Origin of the sequence: Pseudomonas sp. EZ-C24, from assembly GCF_014525325.1 — a bacterium.
GTDB lineage: Bacteria > Pseudomonadota > Gammaproteobacteria > Pseudomonadales > Pseudomonadaceae > Aquipseudomonas > Aquipseudomonas shirazensis.
This window is the reverse complement of record NZ_JACDIU010000021.1, coordinates 55,976-71,556: the sequence shown is the minus strand read 5'-3', so window position 1 is coordinate 71,556 and position 15,581 is coordinate 55,976. Positions and strand designations below refer to the sequence as shown.

9 protein-coding genes are annotated in these 15,581 nt (G+C 63.3%); 2 read left to right on the top strand and 7 right to left on the bottom strand.

The window, feature by feature from the left end:
* Positions 1–25: 25 nt before the first annotated feature.
* Entirely contained in the window at positions 26–1,372 is a 1,347-nt protein-coding gene (locus IDM28_RS17700) for a carbohydrate porin (protein ID WP_188036574.1), read from the bottom strand.
* Between the two features lie 254 nt (positions 1,373–1,626).
* A complete protein-coding gene (locus IDM28_RS17695) occupies positions 1,627–3,669 on the bottom strand; it encodes a TonB-dependent receptor (RefSeq protein ID WP_188036573.1) in 2,043 nt (680 codons plus the stop codon).
* A 128-nt stretch (positions 3,670–3,797) separates the two neighbouring features.
* Between IDM28_RS17695 and IDM28_RS17690 the strand changes: the two genes are divergently transcribed.
* Together IDM28_RS17690 and IDM28_RS17685 are read left to right on the top strand one after the other, a co-directional pair.
* The gene (locus tag IDM28_RS17690) at positions 3,798–4,019 is read left to right on the top strand and encodes a VF530 family DNA-binding protein (protein ID WP_101321868.1); all 222 of its coding nucleotides are present in this window, start codon (positions 3,798–3,800) and stop codon (positions 4,017–4,019) included.
* Complete coding sequence (locus tag IDM28_RS17685; protein ID WP_188036572.1) at positions 4,020–4,664, top strand: Pr6Pr family membrane protein; 645 nt, start codon at positions 4,020–4,022, stop codon at positions 4,662–4,664.
* Between the two features lie 175 nt (positions 4,665–4,839).
* On the opposite strand, the gene IDM28_RS17680 is transcribed toward IDM28_RS17685, so the two are convergent.
* The 5 genes from IDM28_RS17680 to IDM28_RS17660 all read right to left on the bottom strand — a co-directional run bounded on the left by IDM28_RS17680 (position 4,840) and on the right by IDM28_RS17660 (position 15,505).
* Positions 4,840–5,601 carry a siderophore-interacting protein gene (locus IDM28_RS17680; protein ID WP_188036571.1) on the bottom strand — a complete coding sequence of 254 codons (762 nt, stop codon included), beginning with the start codon at positions 5,599–5,601 and terminating at the stop codon, positions 4,840–4,842.
* Positions 5,601–6,131 carry a PadR family transcriptional regulator gene (locus IDM28_RS17675; protein ID WP_188036570.1) on the bottom strand — a complete coding sequence of 177 codons (531 nt, stop codon included), beginning with the start codon at positions 6,129–6,131 and terminating at the stop codon, positions 5,601–5,603. The genes IDM28_RS17680 and IDM28_RS17675 overlap by 1 nt, the downstream gene beginning before the upstream one ends.
* 136 nt (positions 6,132–6,267) lie before the next feature.
* Positions 6,268–9,387, bottom strand: coding sequence for a transglycosylase domain-containing protein (locus tag IDM28_RS17670; protein WP_188036569.1), 3,120 nt, complete (start codon positions 9,385–9,387; stop codon positions 6,268–6,270).
* 130 nt (positions 9,388–9,517) lie between these two features.
* The gene (locus tag IDM28_RS17665; protein ID WP_101321863.1) at positions 9,518–11,137 is read right to left on the bottom strand and encodes an FMN-binding glutamate synthase family protein; all 1,620 of its coding nucleotides are present in this window, start codon (positions 11,135–11,137) and stop codon (positions 9,518–9,520) included.
* Positions 11,138–11,224: 87 nt separating this feature from the next.
* Positions 11,225–15,505 carry a DEAD/DEAH box helicase gene (locus tag IDM28_RS17660; RefSeq protein WP_188036568.1) on the bottom strand — a complete coding sequence of 1,427 codons (4,281 nt, stop codon included), beginning with the start codon at positions 15,503–15,505 and terminating at the stop codon, positions 11,225–11,227.
* Between the last annotated feature and the right edge of the window lie 76 nt (positions 15,506–15,581).

Here is a 15,581-nt window from a genome sequence, read left to right as displayed (position 1 = left end):
CAAAGGTACTCCGTGAAAGTTGAGGTCAGAAACTGCTTTGAATCTTCAGGCCGGCGATCAGTGCGTCGTCGACTGCCGATACCCCGCCTGGATGGCGGATGTACTGCAGGTTGGGACGCACGGTGAGCCAGTCGGCCAGGTGCACGCCGTAGTAGAGCTCGGCGCTGTATTCGGTGTCTTGCACAGGCAGGTAGCCTGGGTTGTCGTAATCACTGATGCCGGCCGCCTGATTGGCCAGGCGGGCGTTCTTGCGGTAGCCGGGGTTGACGTGCACGCGGGCGAGGGCGAAACCGATGTCGTCCTTGGCCCGGGCATCGAATGGCCCCTTGTACAGCACACCTGCCTGAACGTAGTTGTCGATGGCATTAGTCTTCTTGTCGTGCAATGTGGCATTGGCAAACAAGCTCAGGCCGCGTGACTGGTCGGACGCCTGCGAGGTCACCTGCTGCTGCGCGCCGAGCCAGAAACCGTGTTTGCTCGAGCGGCTGCGGTAGGCAGCGCCGCTGATGGCGGCGGGTTGGCCACTGCTGTCGCGCAGTACGTCCTGAGCCTTGGCATTACTGTAGTAGTAGCCGGCGCGATATTCCCCTGCAAGTCCATTGACCTGTGGGCTCCAGACCAGTTCGATCGGCATCACCGCGCCCTGGGTACCGCTGCCGCTGAGCTTGAAGCCATTGCCCGACTCGAGGTTGGAAGGGTTCTGCTCGAACACGCCGACCTGGGCGTACAGCGTATCGCTCAGGTTGTAACGCACGCGCAGGGCCCATTGGCTGACCGGCCAGTTGTACCAGATGCCGCCAACCCAGTTGCCGACCTGCGAGCCGCAGAACGCCAGGTTCTGGAAGTCGCAGGGGAAGCTGTTGAAGTCTTCGCCTTCGCCGAAGCGGCCGAATTTCACGTCGAGGACGCCATCGAAGTACTTTTGCTTGACCCACAGCTGAGTCAGGCGCCAGGTCTGGCCGCGACCCCAGACTTCCTGGGCGGAGGTAAAACCCCCTACGCGCGGGTCGTTGATGCGGTCATTGCTGATGTTCTGGCCGTGGCGCTCGGTCACGGTCAACTGCACCTCGGTGGCGTTCCAGCCGAGGATCTTCTGCAGATCAAGGTGGCTGCCAAAGGTGAACTGGTCGCTGTAGCGCGCGCTGCGGTCATGGTCGTAGCCGCCATGCAGGTTGCTGCCCATTTCACCCGTGTAGCCGAGGGTGAAGTCGTAGCCGCGCTCGCGCAGGTCACTGCGGCTGCCGTTCCAGTCGCCAAGCATCCACGGCGAGTCACTGGCGAACATTTCACCGGCAAGCGTGGCGGGCGTAACGCCACAGAGGAGTGTGGACAGGCCTAAGGCGGCATAACGACTACGGGGTAGCTGGAACATGAGATAGCGCTATCTTTGGATTGACGAAAAATACCCAAGCGCATCGAAAAGCACGCTCTTCGATGGCGTATGGCTGTGGGAATATGGGCTGAAGCGATTCAGTGCGGCGGCAGGATATAGCGGAAGGGGTAATAAAAAAAGACAAAATGTCGCACTTGATTGTTACTGCTGCAGCAACAATGGGCCTAGCGCTATGGCTGTGGTCACCATGGCCAGCTCAATCGAGCCAGCCATAATGGCCTCAGTGCAGTTCCTCAGAAGCTTGTACGCAGGCCAACCTCGACACTACGCCCAGGCGCTGGGGCAATGTCGCGCAAGATCGAACTGGCGTAGCGCACCGTCTGATTGGTCAGGTTCTCGCCGCGGACAAACGCCAGCCATTGGCTCTGGCCGACATCGAAGCGGTAGCCGACGCTTGCGCCCAAGGTGGTGTAGCCGTCAGTGCTGGTTTCGTTGGACGGCTTGCGTTGCTGCGAGGCTGCATGTTGTACATCGACGCGCGCCTGCCAGCGCTCCAGCGACCAGAGCAGGCCGCTGTTGAGGCGTAGCGGCGCAATCCGTGGCAGCGGCTCACCCGTGTCCAGGTTATTGGCGCGGGTGTAGTCGCCTGACAGTTCCAGGGCAAAGCTGCCGTAGCGGTTTTCCAGCAACTGCCAGCGATCCTGCGCCTCGATGCCATAGAAGCGCGCACGCACGCCTTGGTACAGGTATTCGGGAATATCACCGTGGTCATGGTCATGGTCGTGATCATCATCGCCATCATGATGATGCCCTTCACGCAGATTGCCGCTGCTGATCAGGCCAATGTAATTGCGAAAGTGGCTATAGAACACGCCGACACTGCCCTTGTGCGTGCCATTGTGAAACCGCAGGGCCAGGTCGGCGGCGATCGCTTTTTCCTTGTTCAGGCTGGCATCACCCACTTCATAGGCGCCGGTCGCCACGTGCGCACCATTGGCATACAGCTCATAGAAGGTCGGCGCGCGCTCGGTGTAGCCGAGGTTGGCCGCCAGCGACCAGATCGGGTCAAGCTGATACACCGCGCCTGAAGACAGGCTCACGGCATTGAAGGTACTGGTGCTGTCAGCGGCGGCGAAGTCCTCGTTGCCCTTGGCATCCGGGTCGACCCGGGTGTGTTCCAGACGTGCACCGAAGCTCAGGTTCAGGCGCTCGCTGGCCTGCCACTGCTCTAACAGAAACAGCGCCAGGCTGTCGGTGTCGGTGTAGGGCACGAAGGCTTCTTCACCCAACGCGGAGAACTGATTGCGGCTGACCTGCGCGCCGATCACCCCTTCCACTGGCCCCAGCGGTTGATGCCTGGCCTCGATGCGCGCCTCGTAGCCTTTGTTCTTGAAGGTGGTGTGCACTTCGCCGCTTTCGATCTCGCGGTGCTGGTAATCGGTGTAGCCAGCGTCGACCTTGACCGAGCTGAACGGGCCGTCCAGATCGCGCAGTTCAGAGGCGAAACCGTAGTGGTCCTGCTGCATGTCCAGGCGCACGCCGGGCTCGGCAACCGAGCCGTAGTTGCTGTCGTAACGGCTGTAGGATAACCCGCTGTAACCGTGCTCCCAGTGATAGGCGCCGCCAATAGCGCCGCCGTCCTGGCGACCGTCGCTGTTCTCCAGGCGGTGTTTGCTGCCCGGCTCGGCACTGTCGCGGACCTTGCCGCTGCGCGCATAGCCAGGAATGCGCAGGTCATTGAACTGGCGGCTGTTGGCATCCAGGTGCAAGGCGAAGTTGCCGTCACCGGCTTCGAGCTTGCCGGCGCTGCTGCGGGTGGTGTCGGCGCCGCCGTAGCGCAGCTCACCCGCACCGTGAATGCCGTCGATAGGGGCATCGGGGATGCGGTTGTCGAAGGTGTTGACCACGCCGCCGATGGCATTGCCGCCATACAGCAGCGCCGCTGGGCCGCGGACGATTTCAACCCGCTCGACGGTGACCGGGTCCAGTGGCACCGCATGGTCATACGACAGCGACGAAGCATCCAGCGCGCCGACGCCATTGCGCAGGATACGAATGCGATCACCGTCCAGGCCGCGGATCACCGGGCGGCTGGCGCCCGGGCCAAACCAGGTTGAGGCGACCCCGGGCTGCTTGTTGAGGGTTTCACCGAGGCTGGCGTGCTGCTGGTGCAGCAACGCGTCGCCTTCGAGCACTGTACTGGGCGCGGCAAGTTGAGCGTTGCCCAGCGGATTGGCAGTAATAACCTGTGGCTGCAGTTCAACGGCGTGGCTGGCGGGGGAGGCCAGCCAAAGGGCAGCGGCAAGCGGGGAAAGGCGCAGCGGTAGCGGCAACATGAGATCAAGCGTTCCTTGGCAAGGTATTAGTATTGTTACACTATAACATTGCTTTGTTGAGTGCTGGCCAGAGGTTTTTGCTTCTACACTCGTGTAATCTGCGCCTCTTTTCACCGCAGGAGCTCCGCATGAGCACGGCCAACCACAACGCATTGCACGGCAAGACGCTCGAGCAGATCCTCACCGAGCTGGTCGCTCACTACCAGTGGCAAGGCCTGGCCGAACGCATCGACGTGCGCTGCTTCAAGAGCGACCCGTCGATCAAGTCGAGCCTGGCCTTTTTGCGCAAGACGCCGTGGGCACGAGAGAAGGTCGAGTACCTGTACATCAAGCTGCAGCGCAAAGGCTGAATGGCTCGTCATCCATGGCTGAGCCTGGCAGCGCTGCTGGGCTGGTTCGGCTTGAGTGTGCAGCTGTACCTGGTGTTGCTGGCGCGCTGGCAGGAGCAGGCCAGCCTGATTGGCGGGTTGATCAATCTGTTCGGCTTTTTCACCGTCTTAAGCAATACGCTGGTGGCGACCGTGCTGAGCTACGCGGCGTTTGGCCACGCCGCGGCGGCACGGCGTTGGTTCTTGTCTGCGCGGGTCAGCTCAGGCATTGCTGCCAGCATTGTGCTGGTGTCGATTGCCTACAGCTTGCTGCTGCGCCACTTGTGGCATCCCCAGGGCTGGCAATGGCTTGCGGACGAGTTGCTGCACGATGTGATGCCGCTGCTGTTTGTAGTGTATTGGTGGCGAGTGGTGCCCAAGGGGGAGCTGCGCCTGTCTGACTTGGGCTGGTGGAGCCTGTATCCGGCGGTGTATTTCGCCTATACGTTGTGGCGTGGGCAGCAGATCGGGGTTTATCCCTATCCGTTCATTGATGTCGCCAGCCTTGGTTATGGGCAGGTGATGATCAATGCGCTGGTAGTGTTGGTCGCGTTCTGGGCGATCGGGCTGGTATTGCTGGCGCTGGATCGCTGGCAGGGGCGGCGAAGGACGCAGCCGCTACCCTGACCATGTCATTCCTGGGTCATGCGCGGTTCCTGTAGGAGCCGCCTTGTGTCGCGAAAGGGCTGCGAAGCGGCCCCACATTTTCCGCTTCGCCGCTGATATCGCCGGGCCAGCTTCGCTGGCCTATCGCGACACCAGGCCGCTCCTAGAGGGCCGCAGCCCCGTATCTCGACTGAGACTACTCGTCGTCAGTACTCCCATCGGCGCGCCAGTAGGCGGCGGCTTTCAAGGCATCCTCGTGAACGCCTTTTTCCAGCAGCAAGGTCTTGGCCTGTCGAGTCAAAGACTTCTCCAGCGCGACCCAGCTGTACAACTCGCCCTCCGGCAAAGGCAACTCGCTGATCACTGCCAGCAGGTCCTGCTTGTCACGTTGCACCCAGATCACCTCGACCTCAGCCTGGCTCGGCAACGGCTGGCGTTCCTGGTCGTCGGCAATCTGAATCAGCGCGAGCACCCGGCGACCTGCCGGCAACTCGTGCAAGCGCCGGGCGATGGCCGGGATCGCCGTCTCGTCGCCAATCAGCAGGTAGCTGTCAAAAACGTCCGGCACCACCAGCGAAGCCCTTGGCCCGGCGATGTTCAACACCTGGCCCGGTTGAGCCTGAGCAGCCCAGGTCGAAGCAGGGCCGTCGCCATGCAGGACGAAGTCGATATCCAGCTCGCCGCTGGCCTGGTCATAGCGGCGCGGGGTGTACTCGCGCATGGTCGGCCGAGCGCCACCGTCGCGGCCCGACTGGCGCGCATCGATGGCCGCCTGTTCGGCAGCAGTCACGCCGAACAACAGCTTGATATGGTCGTCGCTGCCGAGGCTGACAAAGCCTGCCAGCTCCGGCCCGCCAAGAGTGATGCGGCGCATGCGCGGAGTCAGATCGGTCACCCGCAGTACCTGCAGCCGACGCTGTTTGATTTCGTGATTGACGCGGTGAATGCTGTTGTTCATCAAGTGTTCTCCGTGACGGAATCGGCCGGGCCGGCGGCAATGGCCTTGGCGGTGTCGTTGAGCAGATTGCTGACCCGCTCGATCTCGGCGCTGTTCCAGCGGCCGCTGTGCATATGCAGGGCATGGCGCAAGTTGCCCACGGCCTCATGAATTTCCGGTGGGCGATCATGGCCACGCAGTGCCCGCTTGCTGACTTCGATGCGCATGCGCACACCATCGATGGCGACGGCTTGCTCGGTCAGGGCAGTGCGCCCGGCATCGGTAATGGCGTAAAGGCGTTTGCTGCCCTGGACCTGGCCGCTGATCAGTTCGGCTTCTTCAAGGAAATTCAGGGTTGGATAGATCACGCCGGGGCTCGGGCTGTAGCTGCCATCGAACAACGTCTCGATCTGGCGAATCAGGTCGTAGCCATGGCCGGCCTGTTCGGCAAGCATGGCCAGCAGCAGCAATTTCAGGTCGCCGGGGGCAAATACCCGCGGGCCGCGTTCGCCGCGGGCGGGGCGGCGGTCGAAGGGATCGTGATCACGCATGGTCTAAAGGCTCCGTCTGCGATATATCGTTAGATACTACTCAAGATATATCTTAAGACAAGCCAAAGATAGTGATGATTCTCATTTGGTTATTCGATCAGTCACCACCCGGGCTGTCCGGGCGGTGACTGTGCTGTCAGTGGTTGGCCGCTAACTGAGGTGGTTTGCACTCGGTGCTACTGCCTGGTTCGAGATACGGCATCAGGATCGGTGCCATCCCTTTCAGCGCCTGCACTGGCAATGCCGAAGTGAAGGTGAAGGCCTCTGCCGTGCGCCCAGGCACAAAGGCGGTGAGGGTGCCGAAGTGGTTGTCGCCCAGGAAGAACACGAAGGTTGCGGTGCGGTTCAGCGAGCGCGAACCGATCAGCCGACCGCCAGCGCCAAAGCTCTCGATGCGGTTGTCGCCGGTACCGGTCTTGCCGCCCATCACCAGTGGCGTGCCATCGTGCAGCTTGAAGCTGCCGGAGATACGCCTTGCCGTACCGGCGTCTACCACTTGCGACATGGCGCCTTTAAGCGCGCGTGCGACTTCAACCGGCAGAATCCGCTTGCCGCGGTCCGGATCGCTGATCAGCTTGGTCTCATACGGCGTGTTGGCGGCAAAGTGCAGGGTGTCGAGGCGCAGTGTTGGCAAGCGCACACCGTCGTTCTGGATGATCCCGACCAGCTCGGACAGCGCTGCCGGACGATCGCCCGAGCTGCCGATGGCGGTGGCCAGGGATGGCACCAGATGATCGAACGGGTAGCCGACCTGCTTCCAGCGTTGATGTATATCGAGAAACGCCTCGATCTCGACCATGGTCCGGATACGACTGTCACGAGCACCCTGGTGGCGGCTCTTGAACAACCAGCCATAGACTTCCTGGCGCTCGAACCGACCGGCATTGAGCATCTCGCTCAGGCTCGCGCCGGGGTTTTTCAGCAGGTAACCGAGCAGCCACAGGTCAAGCGGGTGCACCTTGGCGATAAAGCCCTGGTCGGGCAGGTCGTATTTGCCGGGGCCGTAACTGTCGTACATCTGCGACAGGCGACCATCGTCGAGCTTGGCCAAGGCTTTTTTGTCGCCCTTGCTGTGCGCGCGGACGAAGGCGTTGAAGGTTTCCTGGGAGGCTTCCGGAAACAGATAGCGGTGCACCGCTGCCAGCCGCTGCGGGGTGACTCGCATGCTGTCGAGGAAGGTATCCAGGCGCTGTTGCGAGGTCTTGCGCTGGTACTTTTTCCAGAAGCGCATGAGGTAGTTGCTGCCTTCGCGATCAGCAAAGCGTGCCAGGTATTCCTGCCGGCGCGGGTCGCCATCGTCTTTGAGCAGCATCGCGCGGTTGAACGGTTGCTGGTAGGTGACATAGCGGACGATGTCGCGCATCAGGCGAATGAACGGCAGGTTGATCGACTCGCGCAGTGCGTCCTTGAGGGTCGGGTTGCGACCGTTGTCTTCCTTGCGGAAGTTGTTGAACACATGCATGCCACCGCCGGTAAAGAATGCCTCACCGGTACTGGCCGAGTATTTGCGCTCAAGCGCTGCGTCGAGCATCGCATCGAGGTTTTGATTCTTGCTGTTGAGGGTCAGCCATTCCAGCGACCATTGGGTCAACCGGTCAAGCTCGGCGACATCCACCTTCTTCAGCTCGCTGACTGGCTTGCCGGCATACTTGTCGTGCAGCTCGGCGATGATCTGCAGGTAGGTGGTGAGCACCCGCAGCTTGGCGGTGGAGCCCAGCTCGAGCTTGCTGCCTTCGTTGATATCGAAGGCCTGGTCGGTACTGTCGGTTTGCACACGAACCCGCGAGCCATCGGCGGTACGTTCGAACAGAGTGAAGCTGTAGCGCACCTGATCGGTAGTCTTGCTGGTCAGCAGGCGCTCGCCGATCAGGCCCATCTCCCCGGCAAAAGCTGGGTCGGAGAGTTTTTTCAGATAGTCGCTGACCTGGTTCTGCAGATCACCCTGCAGGGTACTGGTGGCCGACAGGTCGAGGCGGTCGAGGTCATACAGAGGCCGGTTGAGCATCCCGGCCAGGCGGTTGCGGGCCAGGCTGATGCCCTTGTTGGTGATGATCGGGACGATGGTCGGCTGCGCTACCCAATCGCGATAGCGCGCTTTGCTGGCCAACGCGGCATCCGCCAGTGGCCTCTCGATGATATTCGCCGCAGTCAGCACGCGAATATGCGAGTCGGTCAGTTCGGCCAGCTCGATGCGGCCTTTGGACAGGTAATGCGAAGGGCGGCGCTGGGCGATCATCAACGACAGCACCTGGCGCAAGGCCAAGCCCCGCTCGGCAAGGCTGTCGGCATCGGTGGCAGTCGAGGCGAGGGCGCGGTTGACCTGATCGAAGTCCGCGCCATACCAGACGCGCAAACCTTCGGCCATGCCGTGCACTTCGCCGTGTCCAGGTACTGCCGACAGCGGCACGCTGTTGAGGTAATCACGCACGATGCGCTGGCGCGACTCGGTGGTATCAGGGCCGCCCTTGTACGCGCGCACGCTGGCCGAGAGCATCTGCCGCAGTTTTTCGCTCCCCGAAACGGTCAGGCCGTCCGGTGAGTGGCGGTATTTCTCCAGCTGAGTGGCCAGCGTGCTGCCGCCGGCCGACTGGCCGGGCAGGGCGAAGTACTTGGCAATCTGGCTGTAGGCGGCCTTGGCGAAGCGTGGCCAGTCCACTGCCGGGTTGTTGCGCGGGTCGGCCGGGTCGAGCAGGTCGCGGTTCTCGATAAACAGCAGGCTCTTGACCATCACCGGTGGTATCGCGGCAAAGTCCGGGTACAGGTGCTGCGGGTAGTTGTACTGGTAGAGCATGTCGCCGCGACAATCGGTGATGGTCAAACCCGCCTGGATTTTCTCGACAAAAGGCACGAACAGGCCGTGGTCGACATAGTCCATCAATGCCGGAGAAAACCGGACCTGCTCGCTGATCAGGTAATCGCGCTTGAGCAGACGCGGCAGAAACTCACCCAGCGCGCTGTAGCCCAGGCGCTTGTCGAAAGGCCCTTCACCGGGGTAGACGATGGCATCGCTGGGGCCTGGCTCCAAGCTGTAGGTCAAGGTCGCGGCCAGGCGGCTGAACTCGCGCGATTGCAGGTTCGAGGTCTGCATTTCGTCATAGGCCGCAAAGCCGATGGCAATCATCGCCAGCAGCACGACGAGAATGATCAACCGCCACCACAACCTGCGCTGACGAGGTGGTTTTGGCGGCGGAGCATTATCCAGACCTGCTTCAGGTGCTTGGGTGCTGGAGGGTTCCGATTGCCACTGTGCGCCCATAGTCATCTATCCGGCCAAGTAATTTCGTCTTGCGTGTCTGAAGCTTAGACGCTGACCGCAGCAGGTGAAAATTTTGTGAGCGGCATCGGCGGCATGCCGCGCTGACACTGCCGACACCTGCTGCAAACGCTTAGGCGGCCTGCTCGCTGTGGGGCTCGAAGCTGTCGGCCCGAGCCAGTTGCCACATCCGCGAATAGAACTGCCCGTCGACCTCGCCGGTGAGCAGCTCGCCCGGTTTGAGAAACACGTGCATCTGCGAGAACAGCTTGATTTCGGTTGCCGAAATCCGCCGTACCAAGTGCTTGGCCTCCAACTGCGCCGGGTGCTCCAGGCCTGCCGCCGCGAGCATTTCGGCCAGCGCGCGCAGGGTATTGTGGTGGAAGTTGAGGACGCGGTTGGCTTTGTCCGGCACCACCAGCGCCCGCTGGCGCAGTGGGTCCTGGGTAGCGACCCCGGTCGGGCACTTGTTGGTGTGGCAGCTTTGCGACTGAATGCAGCCGATGGCAAACATGAAGCCACGCGCCGAGTTGGCCCAGTCGGCACCGATGGCCAGCACGCTGGCGATGTCGAAGGCGCTGACGATCTTGCCGCTGGCGCCGAGCTTGATCTTGTCTCGCAGGTTCAGCCCGACCAGGGTGTTGTGCACGAACAGCAGCCCCTCACGCAGGGGCACGCCGATATGGTCGGTGAATTCCACCGGCGCGGCGCCGGTGCCGCCTTCCTTGCCGTCGACGACGATGAAGTCGGGCAGGATGCCGGTCTCGAGCATGGCCTTGGCGATGCCCATGAATTCCCACGGGTGCCCCAGGCAGAACTTGAAACCAACCGGCTTGCCGCCGGACAACTGGCGCAGTTGGGCAATGAACTGCATCAACTCGATAGGCGTCGAGAAGGCGCTGTGACGGGACGGTGAAATGCAGTCTTCACCCATCAGAATGCCGCGGGTTTCGGCAATTTCGGCGGTGACCTTGTGCTTGGGCAGGATCCCGCCATGGCCCGGCTTGGCGCCTTGGCTCATCTTGATCTCGATCATCCGCACCTGCGGATTGCGCGCCTGCTCGGCAAAGCGCTCGGGGTCGAAACGGCCATCGGCGGTGCGGCAACCGAAGTAGCCACTGCCCAGCTCCCAGGTCAGGTCGCCGCCGTGTTCGCGGTGATACGGGCTGATGCTGCCCTCGCCGGTGTCATGGGCAAAGTTGCCCAGCTTGGCGCCCTGGTTGAGTGCGCGAATCGCGTTGGCGCTAAGCGAGCCAAAGCTCATCGCCGAGATGTTGAAGATCGATGCCGAGTACGGCTGGGTGCACTGCGGGCCGCCGATGATGATCCGAAAGCTCGCAGGGTCCGCCAGCGGCGCCGGGCGCATCGAATGGCCGATGAACTCGAAGCCCGACTGGTAAACGTCGATCAGGGTGCCGAAGGGTTTGTCCGAAGCCTCGTTCTTGGCCCGCGCATAAACCAGCGAGCGCTGCGCGCGGGAGAACGGCAGGGCGTCGCTGTCGGATTCCAGCAGGTACTGGCGGATTTCCGGGCGAATGGCCTCGACCAGGTAGCGAATATTGCCCAGGATCGGGTAGTTGCGGCGCACCGCGTGGCGCTTTTGCAGCAGGTCGAACACGCCGATCAGGCTCAGTACGGCGCTGGTCAGGGTGAGCGGCCAGAGCCATTCATGATGGATGAACGGCAGGCTGGCGAGGGTGAAGAGGACGCATGCGGCGAAAAATGCATAGCGGCTGAGAAGTGACAGGCTCATACGAAATCCTTGCGATGGCTCGGTCAGGCTCAGGGCCTGGGGCAAACCACGACCATAGCGCTAACGCCCGGCACATGGCCAGCGCAGTCAGCCGCGCAGCAGCTTTTGCCGCCAGCCATCCTGCTCCTCGGCAGCTGCCTCGAGCAGAACCACATAGCGCCCGCCGACCTGCGTTGCCACGGGCACACCGTCCTTGTACAGCAGCCGATTACCGGCCACTGCCGGCAGTTTTCCGCCTGGCAGCAGGGTGCCAAGCAGATTCAGTGGATCGCTGCCGCTGATCAGCACCAGCTCGCCATCCAGCGGCCTGCGCCTGACCTGGCGCAGCAGCCCGACTGCGTCCGGCAGGGCAAATTGTTCGCCGGCCAGCCCGGCAATAAACCGCCCGCCGCGGATTTCGCCGCGGGCCTCCAGGCGCTGGTAGCAGCGCAGTAGCTCACGCCAGCTTGGCAGCGCGTCCGATTCACGCGTCAGCAGACGCCAGCAGATCACCCCGTAGCGGCGCAGCAGCGCCCGCGCAATGTATTCGAGGCGCAGGTCGTGATCGGGTTCGTCGCTGGTGCGCCGGAGCAGTGCCCAGCGCCCGGCATGGGCCATGTCGCTGAACAACGCTGGCCGACCACGCCGGCTGATACGCGGTTTGCGCTTGGCAGCGGGGGTGATCAGGCAGCGCAAGCCGATGAAACTGTCGGCGCCGACCAGGCCGGCCCCGACCAATTCCTGCAATGCGGTTTCCAGCTCGCTGGGCAGCAGATGCGCCTCCTGTGAGAGCTCCTCGAAAAACAACGCCCCTTGCGCCTGCAGTGCGGCATGCACACGCTGCGCCCGCGGCCCGAGGCTGGCGACCTCAGGTGTGCTGGTCAGGCTGCGCCATAGACTCAGATGCTCGCGTGGCAACAGTGCCAGTGGCGTACTCGCCAAGGTGCTGCTGGCCGCAGTCGGCGCTAGCCTGCTCCAGGCCCATTGGCCGCTGCGGCAGGCATCATCCAGCCATTGCGGGCTGTAATCGCTGATGCGCGCCGGCAGCAGGTCGGCCTCCCAGGCACCGGCGCCGCCGGGGAACCCTTGCAGTTGGCCGAGTATTTCGCCGAGCGCCTCGCGGCCGCGCATACGCTGATCCTGCGCCAGGTGTTGCCAGTCGAACAGGAAGCGCATGTAGTCCTGCAGGCTGACCGGTTCGATCTCCCGGCGCAGCCGCTTGACCGTGTAGCGATGGATGCGCGCCAGTAGATGCCGCTCACACCACTGCAGTGCCTGCGCGCCTGGGCTGAAATAGCCGCGCAACAGCACACCTTGTTGTTCAAGGGCGGCCAGGGCCTGCTCGATCTGCGCCGGCGGCAGGCCCAGTGATGCGGCTATCTGCTCACGGCTTTGCGGGCCGCATCCGCTCAGGCGAGAGCGCAGCAGCTCGCCTAGGGCGCTGTCGGCATCGACCGGTGTATCGAAGCCCGGTAACAAGGTCACGGCCGGCTCGAACAGTGCCTGCGGGTATAGCGCGTTGAACAGGTTCAAGCGCTCACGGGCCACCCACAGCGGCTGCTCGGGGCCGTCCAGACGGCTGCTGCGACCGCTCTTGGCCAGCCGCTGCAGCAGCGCCAGCCAGCCCGGATTGGCCGCTGCCTCGGCCTGGCTGATGCAACCCAGGCTCATCAGCGCCTCGTGCATCTCGTCGCTGTTGCTCGGTTGCGGCCATGCTTCCTGGGCCACCGCGGTGATGGCGTCGGCATCCAGCGCGCCGAGATCATCGGCGCTGTCGACCTCGCTCCAGCGCCGGTTGAGCACCGCCTGAGTGCGCCGCTCTTCCAGCGGTGCATCGTCCAGAAACGCATAGGGCCGGGCATTGAGAATGGCCGCTGCCAACGGCGAAGGTGCCGGCAGGTCGCGGCTGATCAGGCGTAACTGGCCGCCTTCCATGCGTTTGAGCAGGGCCAGCCAGGCGTCGCTGTCCAAGGCTTCGTGCAGGCAGTCGTGCAAGGTCTGGGCAACCAGCGGATGCTCAGGAATCTGCCGCTCGCCGGCGATGTTTTCCAGGCAGGCCAGTTGGTCGGGGAATACTGCTGCGACCAGGTCTTCGCTCTTCATCCGCTGGATTTGCGGGGCCACCTTGCGCCCGCCGACAAAGCGCGGCAAGGCCAGCGCGACCGAGGCAATCCAGCGCCAGCGCACGCCAAACAGGGGCGCGTCGAGCACTGCCTGGATCAGGATCGCCTCGGCGCTGTTGCTCGAGAGATAGCGCCACACTTCATCCAGCTCGAAGCTGTGGCCAGCAGACAGCGACAGCACGATCGCGTCTTCACTGGCCGCCGCCTGCAGCTCGAAGTTGAAAGTGCGGCAAAAGCGCTTGCGCAGGGCCAGCCCCCAGGCGCGATTGATGCGGCTGCCGTAGGGCGAGTGGATGATCAGCTGAGTCCCGCCGGACTCATCGAAAAAGCGCTCCATGATCAGCGTCTGCTGGGACGGTAAAGCGCCCAGCACCTGCCAGGTGCGCCCCAGATAATCGATCAGTTGGCTGACGCAGGCGTCATCTAGCTGGTACGTAGTTGCCAGCCACTGACTGACCGGTTCAAACGCACCCTGGCTGGCTTGCAACTGCTGATCGAGTTGGCTTTGCAGGCGTGCGACTGCCGCCGATAGTTCATCGCTGCGCCCGGGCGCCTCACCGAGCCAGAACGGGATGGTCGGCGGGAGCCCGCGCGCATCCTCGACCCGTACCTTGCCGGCCTCGACCCGCAGGATGCGGTAGGAGGCATTGCCGAGCTGGAAGATATCGCCGGTGATGCTCTCGACTGCGAAGTCTTCGTTGACGCTGCCGATGTTCAGCGCCTGGGGCTCGAGCAGCACGCTGTAGTCGGCGTTCTCGGGGATGGTGCCGCCACTGGTCAAGGCCGTCAGCTGGCTGCCGCGGCGGCCGCGCAACATGCCGCTGACCGCATCACGGTGAACATACGCACCGCGCACGCCGAGGCGGCCGTTGTAGCCCTCGGCAAGCAAGCGCAGCAGCGCCTGGTAGTGCTCATATTCCAGCGCGGCAAATGGTGCGGCCTGGCGCAGACAATCGAACAAGTCCTGCTCCGACCAGGGCTGGTTGCTGACTTCGGCAACGATCTGCTGGGCCAGCACATCCAGCGGCGCCTTGGGTATGTGCAGCTCATCCAGTTCGCCGCGGCGCACGCATTCCAGCATCGCCACGCATTCGATCAAGTCGTCGCGCGAGGTGGCGAACAGGCGCCCCTTGGGCGTGCCGTCGACCTGGTGGCCAGAGCGGCCAACGCGCTGGATGAACGCCGCGATCGAACCCGGCGACGCGATCTGGCAGACCAGCTCGACCTCGCCGATATCGATGCCCAGTTCCAGCGATGCGGTGGCGACCAACACCTGCAGCTCGCCAGCCTTCAGGCGCTGCTCGGCCAGCAGGCGGTGCTCCTTGGCCAGGCTGCCGTGGTGCGCGGCAACCACCTGCTGGCCAAGCCGCTCGCCAAGGTGGCGAGTCAGGCGCTCGGCCAGTCGGCGCGTATTGACGAACACCAGAGTCGTGCGGTGGGCGCGGGCCAGCTCGGCCAGGCGGTCGTAGACCAGGTTCCAGGCATCACTGGACATCACCGCGCCGAGCGGCACCGGCGGCATCTCTATGGCCAGGTCGCGCTGGCGCGCGTGGCCGACATCGACGATGGCGCAGGGCCGCTGCTGGCCGACCAGAAACTGCGCCACGCGTTCGACCGGGCGCTGTGTAGCTGATAAGCCGATGCGGCGTAATGGCTTGCCGGTCAGGGCTTGCAGGCGCTCCAGCGTCAGCGCCAGATGGCAGCCGCGCTTGTTGCCGGCCACGGCGTGGATCTCGTCGACGATGACCGTGTGCACGCTGTCCAGACCTGCGCGCCCGGACGCCGAGCCGAGCAGCACATAAAGCGATTCAGGCGTGGTCACCAGAATATGCGGCGCGCGCCGGCGCATCGCTGCGCGCTCTTTTTGCGGGGTGTCGCCGGTGCGTACCGCGGTGGTGATCTGCGGCGCCTGTAGCCCCTGCGCCTGAATCACCTGGCTGATGCCTTCGAGCGGCGCCTGCAGATTCAGGCGGATGTCGTTGGACAGTGCCTTGAGTGGCGACACGTAGATGACCTGAGTCTGCTCAGCCAATTGACCGTCATTGGCCAGACCCTCGCGGAACAGCTCGTCGAGTACCGCCAAAAAGGCGCTGAGGGTCTTGCCCGAGCCGGTCGGCGCTGTCAGCAGTACCGATTGGCCGGCATGAATCAGCGGCCAGGCGCGGGCCTGGGCGTCGGTAACCGTGGCGAAGCGCTGGCGGAACCAGCTGCTGACGGCGGGATGAAACAGCGCGAGGGCAGGGTGCTGCGAGGTAGGCAGGTTCATGTTCTGGTTATGGCGCTCGAACGCGCACTTGGCAAGGGGCCGTTCGTCTAGCGGCGTTTGCTTGATACGCGGGGAG